General features: G+C 71.0%; 14 protein-coding genes. 8 read left to right on the forward strand and 6 right to left on the reverse strand.

Going from position 1 to position 16,710, the window contains the following annotated elements; genetic code table 11:
- The coding region (locus tag BL253_RS37620; protein ID WP_158230508.1) for a transposase at positions 1–488 on the reverse strand (488 nt) is incomplete at its 3' end.
- A gap of 1,073 nt (positions 489–1,561) precedes the next feature.
- On the opposite strand from BL253_RS37620, the gene BL253_RS37625 reads away from it, so the two are divergent.
- Positions 1,562–2,155, forward strand: coding sequence for a hypothetical protein (locus BL253_RS37625; RefSeq protein ID WP_076822820.1), 594 nt, complete (start codon positions 1,562–1,564; stop codon positions 2,153–2,155).
- 1,249 nt (positions 2,156–3,404) lie between these two features.
- On the opposite strand, the gene BL253_RS37635 is transcribed toward BL253_RS37625, so the two are convergent.
- Together BL253_RS37635 and BL253_RS37640 are read right to left on the reverse strand one after the other, a co-directional pair.
- Complete coding sequence (locus BL253_RS37635) at positions 3,405–3,956, reverse strand: DUF4232 domain-containing protein (RefSeq protein WP_076822824.1); 552 nt, start codon at positions 3,954–3,956, stop codon at positions 3,405–3,407.
- A 304-nt stretch (positions 3,957–4,260) separates the two neighbouring features.
- Positions 4,261–5,358: an NAD(P)/FAD-dependent oxidoreductase gene (locus BL253_RS37640; RefSeq protein ID WP_076822826.1), complete on the reverse strand. Its 1,098-nt coding sequence runs from the start codon at positions 5,356–5,358 to the stop codon at positions 4,261–4,263.
- Between the two features lie 151 nt (positions 5,359–5,509).
- Between BL253_RS37640 and BL253_RS37645 the strand changes: the two genes are divergently transcribed.
- The 7 genes from BL253_RS37645 (at position 5,510) to BL253_RS37675 (ending at position 12,803) form a co-directional block, all read left to right on the forward strand.
- Entirely contained in the window at positions 5,510–6,364 is an 855-nt protein-coding gene (locus tag BL253_RS37645; protein ID WP_076822828.1) for a helix-turn-helix domain-containing protein, read from the forward strand.
- A 142-nt stretch (positions 6,365–6,506) separates the two neighbouring features.
- Positions 6,507–6,650: a hypothetical protein gene (locus BL253_RS42675; RefSeq protein WP_158230507.1), complete on the forward strand. Its 144-nt coding sequence runs from the start codon at positions 6,507–6,509 to the stop codon at positions 6,648–6,650.
- A gap of 181 nt (positions 6,651–6,831) precedes the next feature.
- Complete coding sequence (locus BL253_RS37650; protein WP_076822831.1) at positions 6,832–7,986, forward strand: sulfotransferase family protein; 1,155 nt, start codon at positions 6,832–6,834, stop codon at positions 7,984–7,986.
- A gap of 23 nt (positions 7,987–8,009) precedes the next feature.
- Positions 8,010–9,038, forward strand: a complete 1,029-nt coding sequence (locus BL253_RS37655) for a DUF7064 domain-containing protein (RefSeq protein WP_241835503.1) — start codon at positions 8,010–8,012, stop codon at positions 9,036–9,038.
- Positions 9,039–9,113: 75 nt separating this feature from the next.
- Positions 9,114–10,733, forward strand: a complete 1,620-nt coding sequence (locus BL253_RS37660) for an ABC-F family ATP-binding cassette domain-containing protein (protein WP_076822833.1) — start codon at positions 9,114–9,116, stop codon at positions 10,731–10,733.
- 335 nt (positions 10,734–11,068) lie between these two features.
- Positions 11,069–11,818 (forward strand): EthD domain-containing protein, encoded by a 750-nt coding sequence (locus tag BL253_RS37670; protein ID WP_076822837.1) that lies wholly within the window; start codon positions 11,069–11,071, stop codon positions 11,816–11,818.
- 64 nt (positions 11,819–11,882) lie between these two features.
- Entirely contained in the window at positions 11,883–12,803 is a 921-nt protein-coding gene (locus tag BL253_RS37675; RefSeq protein ID WP_081439087.1) for an LLM class flavin-dependent oxidoreductase, read from the forward strand.
- A gap of 23 nt (positions 12,804–12,826) precedes the next feature.
- Here the strand turns inward: BL253_RS37675 and BL253_RS37680 are convergent, their stop codons facing one another.
- Genes BL253_RS37680 through BL253_RS37690 form a run of 3 tightly spaced genes read right to left on the reverse strand, consistent with a single transcriptional unit; the run spans position 12,827 to position 16,640 of the window.
- Positions 12,827–14,011: an acyl-CoA dehydrogenase family protein gene (locus BL253_RS37680; RefSeq protein WP_076822839.1), complete on the reverse strand. Its 1,185-nt coding sequence runs from the start codon at positions 14,009–14,011 to the stop codon at positions 12,827–12,829.
- Positions 14,011–15,618, reverse strand: coding sequence for a class I adenylate-forming enzyme family protein (locus BL253_RS37685; protein WP_076822841.1), 1,608 nt, complete (start codon positions 15,616–15,618; stop codon positions 14,011–14,013). The genes BL253_RS37680 and BL253_RS37685 overlap by 1 nt, the downstream gene beginning before the upstream one ends.
- The gene (locus BL253_RS37690) at positions 15,615–16,640 is read right to left on the reverse strand and encodes an acyl-CoA dehydrogenase family protein (RefSeq protein ID WP_076822843.1); all 1,026 of its coding nucleotides are present in this window, start codon (positions 16,638–16,640) and stop codon (positions 15,615–15,617) included. The genes BL253_RS37685 and BL253_RS37690 overlap by 4 nt, the downstream gene beginning before the upstream one ends.
- Between the last annotated feature and the right edge of the window lie 70 nt (positions 16,641–16,710).

The raw sequence follows: 16,710 nt of genomic DNA on the forward strand, positions 1-16,710 counted from the left end.
TTGTCGTGCGTACTGGCAGCGGCCACGACCACCGCGACCAGCAGGCCCAGGGTGTCGGTGGCCACGCCCCGTTTGCGCCCCGGGCTGCGCTTGCCCACGTCCAGCCCTGTGGTCTCCTTCGGCGCGTTGACCGAGGCCCGGACCGTCTGTGCGTCGAGGACCACCGCGCTCGGGTCAGCGTCCCGGCCCCGGGCCTCGCGGACCTGCCAACGCAGCAGGTCGTGGAGCACCTGGTCGGTGCCGTCGTCGCGCCAGGCGCCGAAGTAGTAGTACACCGCGCTGTGCGGGGGCAGGTCGTGCGGCAGGTAACRCCACTGGACCCCGGTCCGGTCCTGGTAGCGGATSGCGTTGACGATCTCCCGCAGCTCGTAGCGGCCCCCGACGCCCGAGGCCGACCGGTGTCGTGCCTTCCACCCGTCCAGCACCGGGCGGATCAGGTCCCACTCCTCGTCCGAGAGATCACTGGGGTACGGCTTGCGTTCGGCCATACCTTCCAGCACACCGCAACCACCCAGAACCGCAACCCGACAACCCGACCATCAGACCCGCGACCAGGCGAAACAGACATCAAGCCGCTACCGCTCACCTGTTACATCAACCGACGGAACACCCTCTAATGTCTGCCGCTGCCGCGTACCGCTGAGCTCCTGGGCCGTGGCTGATACGGCGGCCGGTCCGTGGGGGGCGCCGCACCTGGCCCGCATGGGCGCTGTTCGTCTGATGCCTACGCCGACGCCGACCGGGCAGCTACCGCTGGTGGGTGCGGCCGGGACGTCGGTTGCGGGTCCATAGCTTCCGGTCCGAGCCGAGACGATGGTGTGGTGCCACACAATGCCACCGCGGCTTGTAGGGGTAACCGTCTTCATCCCATGCCCAGTGCCATGCCGGCCGGTTCTCATGCGCATAGAAGACTATCGACGTGAGCTTTTTGGTAAGCCTTATCTTTGATTCCCAGGCACTTATCTCCAGAGCATGCCGGGGTCAAATGCGAAAATTCCACCGTCAGGTCCAACTGCTTGGCTGGCGGTTTGCGGCATTCCCTTTTCCTGGCTAGGATGAACGCATGTTCGAAACGCGGGGCGATTGTTCGGGGGGTGGCGCCATGCCGTTGTCCCAGAACTCCTCGGCCACGGACAGCGCCCCGGCTGTCGCGATGGACGCGGCGCGACCGGATCGGGTCTCACGGCTGGCGGGTCCTGGGCGTAACCGGTCGGCCCAGCGGGGGGCTTCGCGACGTCCGGYGTCACGTGCCGACACAAGGCCACGGCGGGCCGGGACGGGGCCGGCAGCGGGCTCGGTCGATGCGGTGGACGTCCCGGGCACGCGGTGTCCCGCCAGCTCGCCAACCTCCAGCGACACCTCCGCCGCCCCGGCGACGTCCCTTCCGTCTCATGGCAGGGCCGTCGCCGGCACCGCCGACCCCCAAGCACCGACCGCCACGTCATGAAACAGGGTTGAGGATGACATTTCCTGCACTCGTGCAGAGGGGGGCCGTGGTCGCGGGTCCGCGGTCGTGGCTAGTTGGCACGACGGGCAGGGCGAGCGTCGCGATGATGCGGGCGTGGATGACTGGCCGGACCAAGTCCCGTCTCCGCGGCTTGTCGCCGCGTGGTGGGTGCTGGGCACGGTGCCGGCGGAGCGGATCCCTCTCTGGGCGGCGCACTGGCTGGTCGTGGGTTACGACGGCGAGGCCCTCGTCGAACTCGCGGGGCTCAGTGGGCGTGACCCTGGTCCCGTCCACGAACTGCTCGGGGTAGCCCTGGGTGACTGCGGCCTGGATGGGTCCGACCTCGACACCACGGAGCGAGGCCGGAAACGCGCGGCCGCCATGACCGCCATGACCGCCTTCACCGCCATCGCCGAACTACACGCCCAGGGACGCGCGACCGAACAGTGGGTCCTCGACAAGATCTACGAAATGGTCGAAAACGACAGGATGGTCGGCCCCGACCCTGGTCAGTCAGTCACCAGCCTGCCACTGGGTCGGCTTTACCTCCTCGCCGATGAACGGGAGTCCCCGCGACTCCCAGCTGATGATCACATGCGAGCGATCGTTCAGCAGGCGTGCCGCGAGCAGCTGGCCGCGGCGTTCGACCATCCCGCCCCGGCCCGAGCCGACCGGCCAGCCGGCACGGAGGCAGTGCCGAGGAGTTGAACCGTCCGGGGACGCTGACAGCCGCGTGGTCAAAAATCACCGGCACGCTCGCTCGACCGGGCGGCCATTGGAGGCAACCCGCAGGTCGTAGCCRCCGCCGCCAAGCCACAGGTGGAGGTCTTACCCAAGATCGAGGGTGGCAATTGGTGTGGCTGCGCGGACCGAGTGTTGATCTCTACCGCGCCAGGCCGCTTCTTCCTGATTGAAGAACATCGCGTTGACGGTGATGAGCCTGCCGGCAGCGGTGGCCACCCATAGCAGCCGGTGATCTGGTGGGATCTTGAGTGCGGCTTGGCACGCTGCTCCCGGTTTTCCCACCAGACAATCAGATGCAGACGCCCATCCGCGGCTCTCTGGCGGCGAACCCGCAGGTCATAGTCCTCTGCGCGAAGCCACAAATGTAGGCCTTGACCACACCCCCGGATGGCAACTCCACCAACCCCAACCAGGCCACTTCACCTGGAGCACCCTCACCGGCCACACCCACCACGTCAACACCAATTCCAACGACGAAGAAGGCCACCTCCCGGAGGAAGACCCCCACCCCTGGACCACCAGCCCCACCAGCACGACGTCCGACACCCAGACCATCACCCGGGACCTGCCGAGCAGCCGGTCCATAGCCGACGGGCCCTGCCCGTTCTAAAACCCAGGGACACGACCCCACCACCCGGCCCATCCACCACGGACACGAGCCCATCTAAGCCCGCGCCCTCGGTCGAGCTGACCATCTGGGAGCTTCCGCTCCATTACCAGGCGCATTTCCACTACGAGGGGCGTCCCGCCTGAGGTCGGGCGGTCCGGCGGCCGTTGACGCCGGCGCTCGCGGCATGACCGCCGGTGGGAGTGCCGGTGGGAGTGCCGGTCGCCGACTGGCTCATTCGTCTCTCCCTTTCGGTGGCCACGGTCTGCTACCAGCGGACGAGGCCCAGCGTCGTCAACGCCTTAGCCGTCGGCAGCTCGCGAGGTGATGCTGTGGGGTTGGAGCCGGAGGCGCGTGCGCGCCCGGGTCGGTCCGGTGTCCCTAACCGACCTCGGCCGAGGAAGGGAATTCCGCCGTGGTCCAACGCCAATCTCGCATGCTCGGCGCCGAGGATTCGCACAGCGCTGGTGCTGGCGCCGGTTCGAACAGCGCTGACGCCGGCGCGGACGCTGGCGAGCGCGCGCCCCGGCGAACCGTCGCGATCCTCGTCCACGGGGACGCGCTACTGACCTGGCTTGACTGACCGAGACGTGGGCGCCGGCGGCGTCAGCCACCGAGCACGTTCCCGATCGCGGTGGCGGAGAGCAGGCCGATCGCCGGGTTCAGGCAGGCGTCCGCGCCGGCGAGCGGGATGAACCTGGACCCGCCGCCACCGGGCGGGGTGACGCGCACGCCCGCGGCCGGTCCGTAGGTGCCCTTGTCGAGGCAGCCTTCCAGCGCGCCCGCGTCCGCGGCGGCGAGAGTGAAGCCCGTCGTGCCCCCCGGCCGCAGCGTCACCGCAGCGCCGGGGGCGCCGGAGCGGTCCGACGACGCTCCGAGCTGGTGGCCGCGCTGGTCGACATAGGCCACGGTCGGATATCCGGAGATCAGGCAGGTCCGGTCGCCGTTGTAGGTATAGGTGATCGTCCGGTAGTTGGTCCCGGCGGTGCCCCCCTCGGAGGTCACGGCCGGGACCAGGTCATCGGACGCGCAGCGGCTGACCGGCTGGTCGGCCGGCCCCTCGGCCGCCGCGACCTCAGCTCCGGCCCCTGCGGCTCCGGCCCCTGCGGCACCTACCGACAGAACGCCCATCAAGATGACATTGGCTGTCCTTCGCATTGTTCTCCCCCTTCGTGCGCCGGCTCCGAACCGCGCGTCGGCGTGGAGACCGCCGAGTCGGTTCTCACCGCCGGTTCGCCAGCTCCCAGTGCGCTACATGGAGATCGACCACACCGGCAGCCTCCCCGCCTGGACCAACAGCGAACACGGAGAGTGACAGTCCGGGGACAACGACCCTTGTGGGGCGGCTGGCCCGTGTCACCGTTGACACCGCCAGCCCCGCCAGCCCCGCCAGCACCGCCAGCACCGACGGCACCGACGGCACAGCGGCGCCGCGGCCGGCCTGATCTTCGGTGAAGGTCGTTCAGGCGGCGGTGGGTCCGAACTGTTCGACGAAGCGGCCGGTGAACAGGTCGACGCCCTTGTACTCGGAGACCGTCGCGGCCGGGACGACGGCCGGGCCCTCGGGCGTGGGCATCTGCCCGACGCCGCCGCTCGGCCCGAGCGGCAGCAGGATGATCGGATGTGGCAGTGGCTGGTAGGTGGCCGTGGGCCGCTCGCCCCGCAGCTGGGCGGTGATGTTCGCCGCCACGACCTCCGCGTGCCGCAGGGCGTAGGCGGCCATCTTGTCCTCGGCGACATCGGTGAGGTCGCCGACCGCGTAGACATGGCCATGCCCCGCGACATTCAGGGTGTCGCTCACGGCGACCTCGCCCCGTGCGGTGAGGGTGGTGAGCCGGCCGTCGGCGAGGTAGTCGCTGTTGACGCGCGCGCCGTGGGCCTGGAACCAGATGTCGGCGGTGATCTCGGCGCCGCCGGTCGTGGCGACGGTGAACGCCCCGGCCCGGCCGGCCTCGGTCGGCGGCGGCGCCGTCAGGCTGGTTCCCAGGCGCAGCTGGATGCCCATGCCATCGAGCTGGCGGCGCAGGTCGTCGCGCAGCTCCGGCTCGAAGCCCGGCAGCAGGCTCTCGGCGGGATCGACGACGGTCACGGACTTGTTCGGCCAGGCTTCCTTGATCTCGCCGGCGAACTCCAGCCCGACCGGGCCCGCACCGACGATCAGCACCCGTTCGGCGGCGGCCAGCTCCTTGTGGGTGTCACGCAGGTCCGCCAGCGCGTCCTCGGTGGCGTCGACCCTCGACTTGGCCGGGTAGGCGTAGCTGGAGCCGGTGGCGAGTACCAGGTAGTCCGCCCGCACGCGCCGGCCCGAGGAGAGGGTGACACCGCCGGGGTCCGCCGAGACCGCTCGCTCGCGAATCACCGTGCCCCGGGTCAGCATTGTGGCGAAAGGAAAGAACATCCTCGGGGCCCAGGCCGGCCGCACCAGTGCCCGCAGAGATCCGGCCGCGTTGACGAAGGCGTCCCGTGGATCGATGAGGACGACATCGGCCGCGGCCTCGAGTGCCTTGGCGACCGCCGCGCCGCCATAACCCCCGCCGACGACCACAACCGTACTGCTCATGATTCTCAGCTCCCATGGACACAGGGTCGGGCTCGACATCGCCGAGCCCCTTTTCCGACCCTTGCCAGTGGGCGCACGCCCAGGAAGGCCGCGCTGAGGGTGGTAGTGGCGGGGACACCAACACGGGCCGGGACGCTGTTACGGTCGGACGGTGAGCGACAACGAGCTCGGGCTCTTCCTGCGCACACACCGCGAGAAGATCGGCCCGGCCGAGGTCGGCCTGCCCACCGGACCGCGCCGCCGTGCCCCTGGGCTACGCCGCTCCGAGGTGGCGGCCCTCGCCGGCGTCAGCGTCGAGTACGTGATCAGGCTTGAGCAGGGACGCGACCGCCGACCGTCGCCGCCGGTGCTCTCCGCTCTCGCCGACGCGCTCCGGCTGACCATGAGCGAACGCCTCCACCTGCACCGGCTGACGAAGGCCGCCGATCCGGGATTCAACTGCCGGGGGCTGGGCAGCCCATCCCGCGTCGTCCGCCCGACCGTGCGGGCCCTGCTCGACCGCCTCGAGCCCACCCCCGCGGTGCTGCTCAACCCGCTCAGCGACATCCTCGCGCACACCGCCGGCTACGAACGGCTCGCCAGGCCCACGGGACTGTTGGACACCGCGCTGCCCAACCTCGCCCGGTACGTCTTCACCGACGGCCGCGCCCGCGCCGCATACCCCGACTGGGACCACGTCGCCGACGAACAGGTCGCGGCGCTCAAGCAAGGCCCGTTCCGTGCCCGCCCGGACATGGCGGCGTTCGCGGACGAGCTGACGGTCACCGCGGGCGAGGCCTTCACCCACCGGGTCGACGCGATTCCCAGCCTGGCGAAGACCAGCGGCATCCTGCGCCTCGCCCACCCCGGTGCCGGCGCGTTTCGGCTCGCCTACGAGACCCTCGAGCTCCCCGCCGACGACGACCAGCGGCTGATCGTCTACCTGCCCGCCGACGCGGCGACCGCCGCGGCGCTGGACCAGCTCGACCGCGACCGAACGCAGCCGCTGCGCCTCGTCGTTCGGTGACGCGGACCTCCGGTTGAGCCGGGCCCGCGGTTCGGCAACCTCAGGTCCGCGGCTCGGCAACCTCAGGTCCGCGGTTCGGCTACCTCAGGTCCGCGCGACCAGCCGGCGACGTAGCTCGGGGCGCAGGGACAGGTCCCCGGTCATGTGGGAGACGCCGGCGATGCCGGTGCCAGGGCACCACCTCGTCGATGCCGTCGGGAGTGGCGTCGTCGAGCACGACGTCAACGTCGGGCACGACGTCGGGCTTGACGCGGCTCCCATATTCGCGGGAGTGTACTGCCACTAATTTTCGCGGGAATCCGCTCCCACGAATCCGGCGCGCCGCGGCCCCTGGCCAGGCCAGCTCGGTGTCCGCCTTTCCTTCGCCGAGGCCACATCGGCCGTCGCCGTCCCCCCTCTCGACGCATCCGCCGGCGGCGCCGTGCCCGGCGCCAGCCCGGGCACCCAGCCACCCCAGGAGCAGACGCATGGAAGACGTCGACGACCTGCTCGCCACGGCACGCGCCGAGACCAGCCTGGAGAACTTCGGCGAGAACACGTTCAGAGAAGGCCTGGACCTGCTGGTGGACTCCTTACGCAGGGAGGCGAGACTGACCGCCGTCGGCGAGTTCGCCCTGCGCGACATCATCGTCCGGCTGCTGAAGACCCGCCTCCAGGTCGAGGACTGGTACCGCCGCCATCCCGAGATCGACGACGAGGTCATCGAACGCCCGCTGATCGGGCTGGGCCTCCCCCGCACTGGTTCCACGGCGCTGGCCGCGCTGCTGGGTGAGGACCCGCGGGCGCGTTCGCTGGTGCAGTGGCAGGCCGAGGAGCCCTGCCCGCCGCCCTCGACGGTGCCCGCCCCGGATCCACGGATCGCCCGCGCCCAGGCCAAGGCGGCCATGACGCGCGAGCTGTCGCCGAAGCTCGCCACGATGCAGCCGTCATCGCCGACCGGGCCGTTCGAGGACCACGACCTCATGGGACTCGACTTCAAGTCCCAGGTGTTCCAGGCGTTCGCGCAGATCCCGTCGTACTCGTCCTGGCTGCTCGACGCCGACCTGACATCGACCTACCGCTATGAACGCCGCGTGCTGAAACTGCTCCAGTGGGGCGTCGAGCGCCGGCCGTGGCGACTGAAATGCCCGACCCACCTGGTCTATCTCGGCCATCTCGACAAGGCGTTCCCGGACGCGCGTTTCGTGATGACGCACCGGGACCCGACGGAGGTCCTCGTCTCCGTCGCCGACGTGTACGCCACGGCGGCCGCGATGTTCAGCGACGAGGTCGATCCTCACTACCTCGCGGCCSTCAACGTCGCGCAGTGGTCCGTCGGCATGCGGCGCGCCTTGGAGTTCCGCGACGCGGGCCACGACGAGCGTTTCTTCGACCTGGACTTCCGCGCCGTGCAGAGCGACCCGGTCGGCCAGGTCCGGCGGCTCTACGCCTGGCTCGGCGAGCCCGTCACCGAGGCCTTCGAGACTGGCATGCGGCGCTGGTGGCACGAGAACGCCGAGAACCGGGAGGAGAACGTCCACCCGGACCCGGCCGACTTCGGCCTCGACCTGGACGAGGTACGGCCGCTGTTCGCCGACTACGTGGCGCGGTCCGCGCGGTGGACCGCGCCGGAGAAGACCTGACGAAAGGGGGCCACACGGTGGCCATGGACCTGACCGGCGGCCTCGACGAGGAACGGGAGTTCGTCTTCGCCAGGCAGCCCGACGACCCGGAGGCACGCGAGTCGGTCAACGCGTGGATCTGGGACGACGGTGGGACCTTCGGGATTCCACGCATCGGCGTGGAGGCCGTCGCCGACCAGTGGGACACCCACGACATCCAGGTCAACATCGGGTTCGCGGACGGGCGCGTGTACAACGTGTTCGGCCCGGGGCCGGTGCACGACCCGAGCGGGCCGGACGGCCGGGCGCGCGTCCTGGGTGCCGGGCCGCTGTCGTTCGAGCTGGTCGAGCCTTACCGCCACCTGCGCGTCCGGCTCGACGGCATGGCGCTCACGACCACCTCGGGAGCGCAGATCGGCGGCTGGACGCCGTGGGGCGGCGGCGAGCGGACACCCGTCAGAGCCGAGATCGACATCTATCCCGCCGCGCCGCCCTGGGAGAACGGTTCGACCAGCGAGGACGCGCGCCGCATCCTGGCGACCCAGGAGGAGGGTTACCTCATCGGCTATCCCTGGCGGTTCGAGCAGCTGTGCCGGGCCAGCGGGACCCTCACCATCGGCGACGAGGTCCACCGCCTCAGTGGCCACGCCAACCGCATCCGCCGGCAGGGGATCCGGCGGCTGGCCACGTTCTGGGGCCATGTGTGGCAGGCGGCGCTGTTCCCCAGCGGCCGGGGTTTCGGCTTCCAGGTCTATCCTCCGCGCGCGGACGGAAAGCCCACGTACAACGAGGGCTATGTGGTCGACGGCGGCGAGCTCGTTCCCGCCCGCGTCGTGCGCGCGCCCTGGCTGCGGACCCTGGAGGCCAGCGGTCAGGACGTCTCGGTCGCGCTGGAAACGGCGAAAGGCACGATCGAGATCGGCGGCGAGACGGTGCTCTCGACGTTCATGGTGATGCCGCCCGAGGTCGGCGGTGGCATGCAGCTCCAGCAGGGCCTGGCCCGTTACACCTGGGGCGGCGAGTCCGCCGTCGGCATGATCGAACGGTCGAGCACACCCGACCAGATGTCCTGACAGCGCGATCTCCACCCGGCCGCGATCGCGACCCGGCCGACCCGGGGCAGGTCCCCATGGGTTTGGATGGGACCGATGAGCCACGTAGAGGTCGCGCATGTCGAGTACTACCTGCCGGACGGGCAGGTGCTGCTCGACGACGCCTCGTTCCGGGTGGCGGACGGCGCCATCGCCGCGCTCGTCGGGGCCAACGGCGCCGGCAAGACGACGCTGCTGCGGATCATCGCCGGCGAGCTGGTGCCGCACGCCGGCACGGTGACGGTCAGCGGTGGCCTGGGGGTCATGCCGCAGTTCGTGGGCTCCGTGCGCGACGACCGGACCGTGCGCGACCTGTTGGTCTCGGTCGCGGTACCTCTCATCCAGAAGGCCGCACGTGCCGTCGACGAGGCCGAGGTGGCGCTCGTCGAACGCGACGACGAGGCGGCGCAGATGGGTTACGCGCAGGCCCTTTCCGACTGGGCGGACGCGCGTGGCTATGAGGCGGAGACCGTCTGGGACTTGTGCACGATGTCCGCGCTCGGCGTGCCCTACGAGAAGGCGCAGTGGCGCGCCGTGCGGACGCTGTCCGGCGGTGAGCAGAAGCGGCTCGTCCTCGAGGCTCTGCTGCGCGGCCCCGACGGGGTCCTGCTGCTCGACGAGCCGGACAACTATCTGGACGTGCCGGGCAAGCAGTGGCTCGAGGAACAGCTGCGTGCCACCCGTAAGACCGTCCTGTTCGTCTCCCACGACCGCGAGCTGCTCGTGCGCGCCGCGCAGCGGATCGTCAGTGTCGAACCGGGGCCGTCGGGAAGTGTCGTGTGGGTGCACGGCGGCGGCTTCGGCACCTACCACCAGGCACGCGCGGAACGGTTCGACCGGTTCGAGGAACTGCGGCGGCGCTGGGACGAGAAGCACGCGCAGCTGAAGAGGCTCGTCCTGGACATGCGGCAGTACGCGTCGCGCAGCGACGGGATGGCCTCGCGTTACCACGCGGCCCAGACGCGGCTGCGCAAGTTCGAGGAGGCCGGCCCGCCGCTGGAGCCCCCGCGCGAGCAGAAGATCACCATGCGGCTGCGGGACGGGCGCACGGGGGTGCGGGCCCTCGCCTGCAAGGGGTTGGAGCTGACCGGTCTCATGCAGCCGTTCGACCTGGAGGTCTTCTACGGCGAACGGGTCGCGGTCCTCGGCTCGAACGGCTCGGGCAAGTCCCATTTCCTGCGGCTCCTGGCGGGCGGTGACGTCGCCCACCGCGGCGAGTGGAGACTCGGGGCCCGCGTCGTGCCGGGGCATTTCGCGCAGACGCACACCAGGCCGGATCTGGTGGGGCGCACGCTGGTCGACATCCTGTGGGCCGACCACGCGAAGAGCCGGGGGGCGGCGATGAACACGCTGCGCCGCTACGAGCTCGACGGCCACGGCGACAAACCGTTCGACCGGCTGTCGGGCGGGCAGCAGGCTCGTTTCCAGATCCTCCTGCTCGAGATCGGCGGCGCGACGGCCCTCCTGTTGGACGAGCCGACCGACAACCTCGACCTGGCCTCCGCCGAGGCCCTGCAGAAGGGCCTGGAGTCGTACGAGGGAACGACCCTCGCGGTGACCCACGACCGCTGGTTCGCCCGGTCGTTCGACCGCTTTCTGGTGTTCGGGACGGATGGGAAGGTCCGCGAGACCACCGAGCCGGTCTGGGACGAGCGACGGGTGCAGCGCAGCCGGTAACCCCGAACAGAGTGCAGACGCCGGTCGGCGTCCTGATCCCAGCGGGTAGAAGGCGCCGGCACGTTCGTCCGTGAGGGCACGGGTGAAGAACTACGAAACACTGGTAACACCCGAACTAGAGGCCCAGCAGGGCGTGTGGACCAATAAGCGGGTTTCATATCCGGTGTCGGCCTCGGACATCCGCAGGTGGGCCATCGCGGCGTACGGCGTTCGGCATGGGCAACCTCCGCTGGGCGTATGTGCTCAACGCGCTTCGAGCCTGGACCGCCGGCTGGACAGCTTGTCAGGATGTGTTCGACCGTCCGTGTGCTGAAGCCAGACCTGCGAGGAGAGGCATGATCAAGCGGATACTGCTGGTCACCCGCGCGTGTGCGCGGGACGAGTTCGCCGCCGAGTGGCGTGCCTGCGTGGGCGCCGCGCTGGGCGCGCCCCCGGACGCCCGACCACTTGGCTTAGCCGCGGGCACCGTGCTGGACGAGGTCACGCCCGATCCGCCCCATGACGGCATCGGTCTGGAGTGGTTCGCGGACGACAGTCACCTGCGGCGGTTCGAGGCATGGTGGGGCTCGCCGGACGGGAAGGCCGCGAAAGAATTCCTCGGCCGGGTGGCCGAACCGGAAAGCGTCAGCATTGTGGTCGCACGCGAGCACGTGATGCGCGGTGAGGAGTGGCTCCGCCAGCGGCGTCTGGAAGGCGGCACGAGCCTGAAGCACATGGCGCTCGCGCGGCGGGCGGCGGACCTGACACCGGCCGAGTTCTTCGACCGCTGGAAGAACCGTGCCGGGAAGGTCGGGACCGTGCCGATTCCCGCCGTCGCGCGCGGGCAGGCATACATACAGAACCACCCACTGCTGACCGCCGACACCGACACCGACACCGACGCCGGCACCGGCACCGACACCGACACCGACACCGACTGGCCGTACGACGCCGTGAACGAGGTCTACTTCGACGACCTTGACGGCATGCGCGAGCGGATATCCTGGTTCGCCGAGAACCTCGAGCAGAACGAGGACGACCTGGTCCGGGAGAACTGGTTCGTCGCGGTCCGCGAGGAGACTCTGCTGCCCGTCCCGTCGTCATGACCCGGACCTCGTCACGCTCCAGTCCCACCGCGTCCCATACGTCCCATAAACCGTCGGTGAGACCGTGACCAGCGCCGGCCCCGTCGTGGGCCTCATGCTGGCGACGGTGGCCAACCCGGATACCGGCGAGGTGGATACCGCGCGTGTGGTCGAGGCGGCCCTGCGGGCGGARGCAGCCGGTTTCGACGGTGTCCATGTCGGCGACCACCTGCTGCACCCGCACCCGATGCTGGAGTCGGTCGTCACCCTGTCCGCCGTCGCGGCGCGAACCACGACGATCTCGCTGGGGCCATGCGTGCTGCTCATGGGCCTGCGATCTCCCGCGGCCCTCGCGAAGCAGCTCGGGACGCTGGCCGCCTTCGCCCCGGGACGTCTGCGCGTCGGCGTCGGCGTCGGCGGGGAGTACCCGGCCGAGTTCGAGGTCGCGGGCGTCCCGCTGTCGGAACGTGGACGCCGCATGGAGCTGGCTCTCAGCCAGGTGCAGGCGCTGCTGAGGTCGGGCTCGGGGCGCGCGGACGCGACGATCGCGCCGGGCGCGCCGGACGTTCCCTTCCTCCTCGCGGGCTGGAAGGAGCCGTCGTTGCGACGGGCGGCGACGCTCGGGGACGGCTGGATCGGCTACCTCCTCACACCCGACGGCTTCGCCCGGCGCCGCGCGTTCCTGCTCGATCACCGCGAGGAACTGGGACGAGCCGAGCTGCCCTTCTCGACGGGAATGCTCGTCCCGGTTCACGTCGATCTTTCCGGCCGCGCCCAGGCGAACGCCGCGGCGGCGTGGGCGAAGATCACCCAGTCGGAGGCCGGATTCCCGGACCGCCTGTTCGTCGCCGGCCGGCCACACGACGTCGTCGAACAACTGCGTAGCTACTGGGAGGCGGGCTGCGACGAGTTCGTCCTCGGGCCGGCCGACCAGGGTGGCGGCTACCTCGACCAGGTGGACATCCTCGCGCGGGAGGTACTGCCCCGGGTAAAGGCGTTCGCGTAGGGGATCCAGCCCAGGGATCTGGTTCAGGCGCTTCTGGGCATGCCGAGGACGCGTTCGGCGACGAGGTTGCGCTGGATCTGGGAGGTGCCGGCGGCGATGGTGTACTGCAGCGACCAGAGGTAGTCGCGCGCGGCTTCCCGGGCGCGGCCGGCGGTGCCGCCGAGCACGGGCCGCCCCAGCAGCCGCAGCGTCAACTCGGTGATCTCCTGGGCGAGCTCGGAGAACCGCAGCTTCACCGCCGAGCCGGTCGGGGCGGGCAGGCCGGTTCGCTCGGCCTCGGCGATGCCCATCTGGGTGAGTCGCCACAACGCGTCGACACTCGCCGAAAGCCGCCCGGCCTGCTTACGCAGCCCCGAGTCGTCCCACGCCGTCTCACCGCCGGGACCGGTCGGGGCCGTCATCGCGACCTCGACAAGCGCCCGGACCTGCGAGCGCATCGTGATGATGTGCTGCGCGAACGCGGTGCCGCGCTCGAAGCGCAGCGTCACGTTCGTGACCCGCCAGCCGTCGTTCTCCGCACCGACCCGGTTCGTCACCGGGGCACGGGCGCCGTCGAGGAACACCTCGCAGAAGTGGCTCTCCCCGTCGATCGTGCGCATCGGGCGGACCTCGACGCCCGGCTGGTGCATGTCCAGGATCAGCCAGCTGATCCCCCGGTGCTTGCGCGCGTCCGGGTCCGTGCGCACCAGCAGCTCGCAGTAGTCCGCGACGTGCGCCCGGGTGCTCCAGATCTTCTGGCCCTGGATGACGTACTCGTCGCCGTCACGGACAGCCCTGGTCCGCAGGGACGCCAGGTCCGAACCCGCGTCCGGCTCCGAGAAGCCCTGGCACCACACATCCTCACCGCGCAGGATCCGCGGCAGGTGAAACGCCCGCTGGGCCTCGGTCCCCTCGGCGATCAGCGTCGGCCCGGCATGCATCATGCCGACGAAGTTCACGGAGATGTACGGCGCGTTCGCCGCCGCGTACTCCTCCAGGTAGACCAGCTGCTGGCTGACCGCCACGCCCTGGCCGCCGAACGCCTTCGGCCAGTGCAGCCCGGCGTAGCCGGCGTCGTAGAGCTTGCGCTGCCAGGCGGTGTCGTAGGCACGCCGCGCCGGCCAGTCTCCGGACGGCGGGGGCGCGCCGTGGGCCGGCACCTCCCTGGCCAGCCACGCCCGCAGCTCGGCGCGGAAGCGCTCGTCCGCCTCGCTGTAGGTGAGGTCCATCAGTGCTCCAGCTCCTGGTTCTGGTCCCGGTTCTGGTTCTGGTCCGGTGTGGCGAGCAGTTCCCTGACGGCGCCGAGGTCGGCCTTGCCCGACGGCGTGCGCGGCAGCGCGTCGACGACACGGATCTCGACGGGCAGCTCGTAGGCGGCGAGCACCCGGGCCGCGTCCGCCCGCAGCGCCTCGGCCACCGCCCTCGCCTCGTCGGCGTCGACGGCTGTGCGCAGCTCGACCGCCGCGACCGGAACGGCGCCCAGCCGCGCGTCGGGCCGGCCGACGACGGCGGCGCCGCGCACCCGCGGGTCACGCTCCAGCGCCGCCCGCACGTCGTCCGGAATGACCTTGAATCCGCCTCGGATGATCGCCTGGTCGGCCCTGCCGACGATCCAGAGGAACCCGTCGGCGTCCAGGCGGGCGAGGTCGGTGGTACGGACCCAGCCCGCGCCGTCGCCGAACTGGTGGGCACGCACCTCCAGCAGGCCCTCGGTGTCCGGTGGCAGCGGCTCGAAGGTCTCGGTACCCACGACGCGCAGCTCACAGCCCGCGTGCGCCCGCCCGACGCTGCCCCGCTTGGCYGCCCCGTACTGCTGGTGGTCGGCCAGGTTCCAGCCCGCCACCCCGCCGCCGAACTCGGTCGCCGCGTACGAGACCAGCACCGGCACGCCGTACCTCGCCTCGAACGCCTCCGCGTCATCCGGAGACAGCGGGGCGGTACCCGAGATCACCGAGCGGACGGTGGCGAAGATCGCCGGGTCGAGGTCGGCCTCCAACACCATCCGCAGCGCCGCCGGGACAAGGCTGATGGTGCGCGGCCTGTGCCGGCGCACCGCGTCAGCCCACGTGTCGAGCGCGAACCGCTCCAGCAGACACAGCGCGCGGCCGTCGTGGAGGCACTGCAGGACCCGGAACAGGCCGCCCATGTGCACCAGCGGCGCGTTCACGATCGCGACGCCGGAACGCAGCCGCGGGGTGTCGTCCTGGTTGGACTCATAGTGCTTGGCGCCGACGAGCCCCCGAAGGAGCATCTCGTAGCCCAGCGGGATCCGCTTCGGCGGGCCCGTCGTGCCACTCGTCAGCATCTCGACCGCGACGCCCGGCCGCAGCACGCCCAGGTCGTCGGGGAGCCTGCCCGTCACACTGACCGGCTCGCCGAGGTCGGTCGCCGTCAGCACCAGCCTGGTCACGATGCCGTCGTTGTCGCCAGCGAGCGATCCAGTTTCGCTGATCTCGCCGGCGGCCACGGCGCCGTCGCCGGCTTCGCCGGCGAACGCCACGATGTCGTCAGGCGTGCCGGCGAGGACCGGCAGGCCGAGACTGGCGAGGTCGGCGCGGACACGGTCGACGCCGCGGCTCGGATTGATGGTGACGACGCAGGCCCCGGCGCGCAGCAGGCCCACCAGGAGACCGACGTGCGCCGGCCGGTTGCGCAGCAGGACCCCCACCCGGGTGCCCGGCACGGGCACGTGGGCGGCGACCGCGTCGGCCGTCATCGCGAGCTGGCCCCAGGTGCGCCACTCACCCTCGAACTCCAGGAACGGCGCGGCCGGGTCCAGGACAAGGGTGTCCGCGATACGGCTCGACAGCGTGCTCGGCGCGTTGACGCCCGTCATCGCACGTCAACCTTGTCCGCCGCCTCGGCCGCCTCGGCCGCCTCGGCCGCGAGGGCGCCGGCGAGCGCGAGCGCGTGGCTGTCGGCCGAGCCGAAGCCCTGCTCCAGCACCCACGCACGCTTGAGGAAGTAGTGCGCAAGCATCTCCCAGGTGAAGCCCATGCCGCCGAGCACCTGGACGGCGGCGCGGCCGTTGCCGATGCCCGCCTCGCCGGCCAGCAGCTTCGCGGCGCTCGCGGCCCGGACCGCGTCCCCGGCGCGCGGATCGTCGATCATGGCGGCGGCGGCGTAGGTGGCGCTGCGGGCGAGCGCGACCCGCACGTACATGTCCGTGAGCAGATGCTTGACGGCCTGGAACGAGCCGATGGGTGCTCCGAACTGTCTGCGTCCGGCCGCGTAGCCCGTCGCCGTGTCCAGCGCCCCCTGCGCGACACCGGTCAGCAGCGCGGCGGACAGCGTCGTGCCGAGCAGCCGCAGCCGCGCCGCGTCCCGCGCGCCGCCGATCGCCGTGCCGGCGGGCAGCGCCTCGAACACCGCCGTGGGCGTCAGCGGGTCGAACGGCTCGCCGGCGGCGGAGACCGGAAGGTCGGCTGTCTCGACCCGCTCGACGCGGTCCGGATACAGCACGACCAGCACATCGCACTCCCCCGCGTGCTCCACGGCGACCGGGCCGGCGGGCAGACCCGGCTCGACACGCACCCCCGCCACCCGGACGTCCCCGTCGCCGGCGCCGGCCACGAGCGGGGCCGCGATCGTCGACCAGAGCAGCGGCCCCACGCACAGTTGCCGGCCAAGCTCCTCGAAGGCGATGGCGACCTCGGCCGCGCCACCGGGCGCGACGCCGTCGGCCTCCTCCGGGGCCAGCATGCCGAGCACACCGATACCCGCGAGCTCCGACCACGCCGCCGCACCCGCCGGCTTGCCCTCCCGCGACGCGACCGTCGCCACGTCCGAATGGCCCTTGCAGAACGACACCACGGTGTCGCGCAGGGCCAGCTGCTCGTCACTGAGACGGAAGTCCATACGTGACGCTTCCCTCTGCCTCGCTACGGTCGGCCGCGCACGGCTCGCTGGAAATATCTAGACATTAACC

Source organism: Pseudofrankia asymbiotica (genome assembly GCF_001983105.1).
Lineage (GTDB): Bacteria > Actinomycetota > Actinomycetes > Frankiales > Frankiaceae > Pseudofrankia > Pseudofrankia asymbiotica.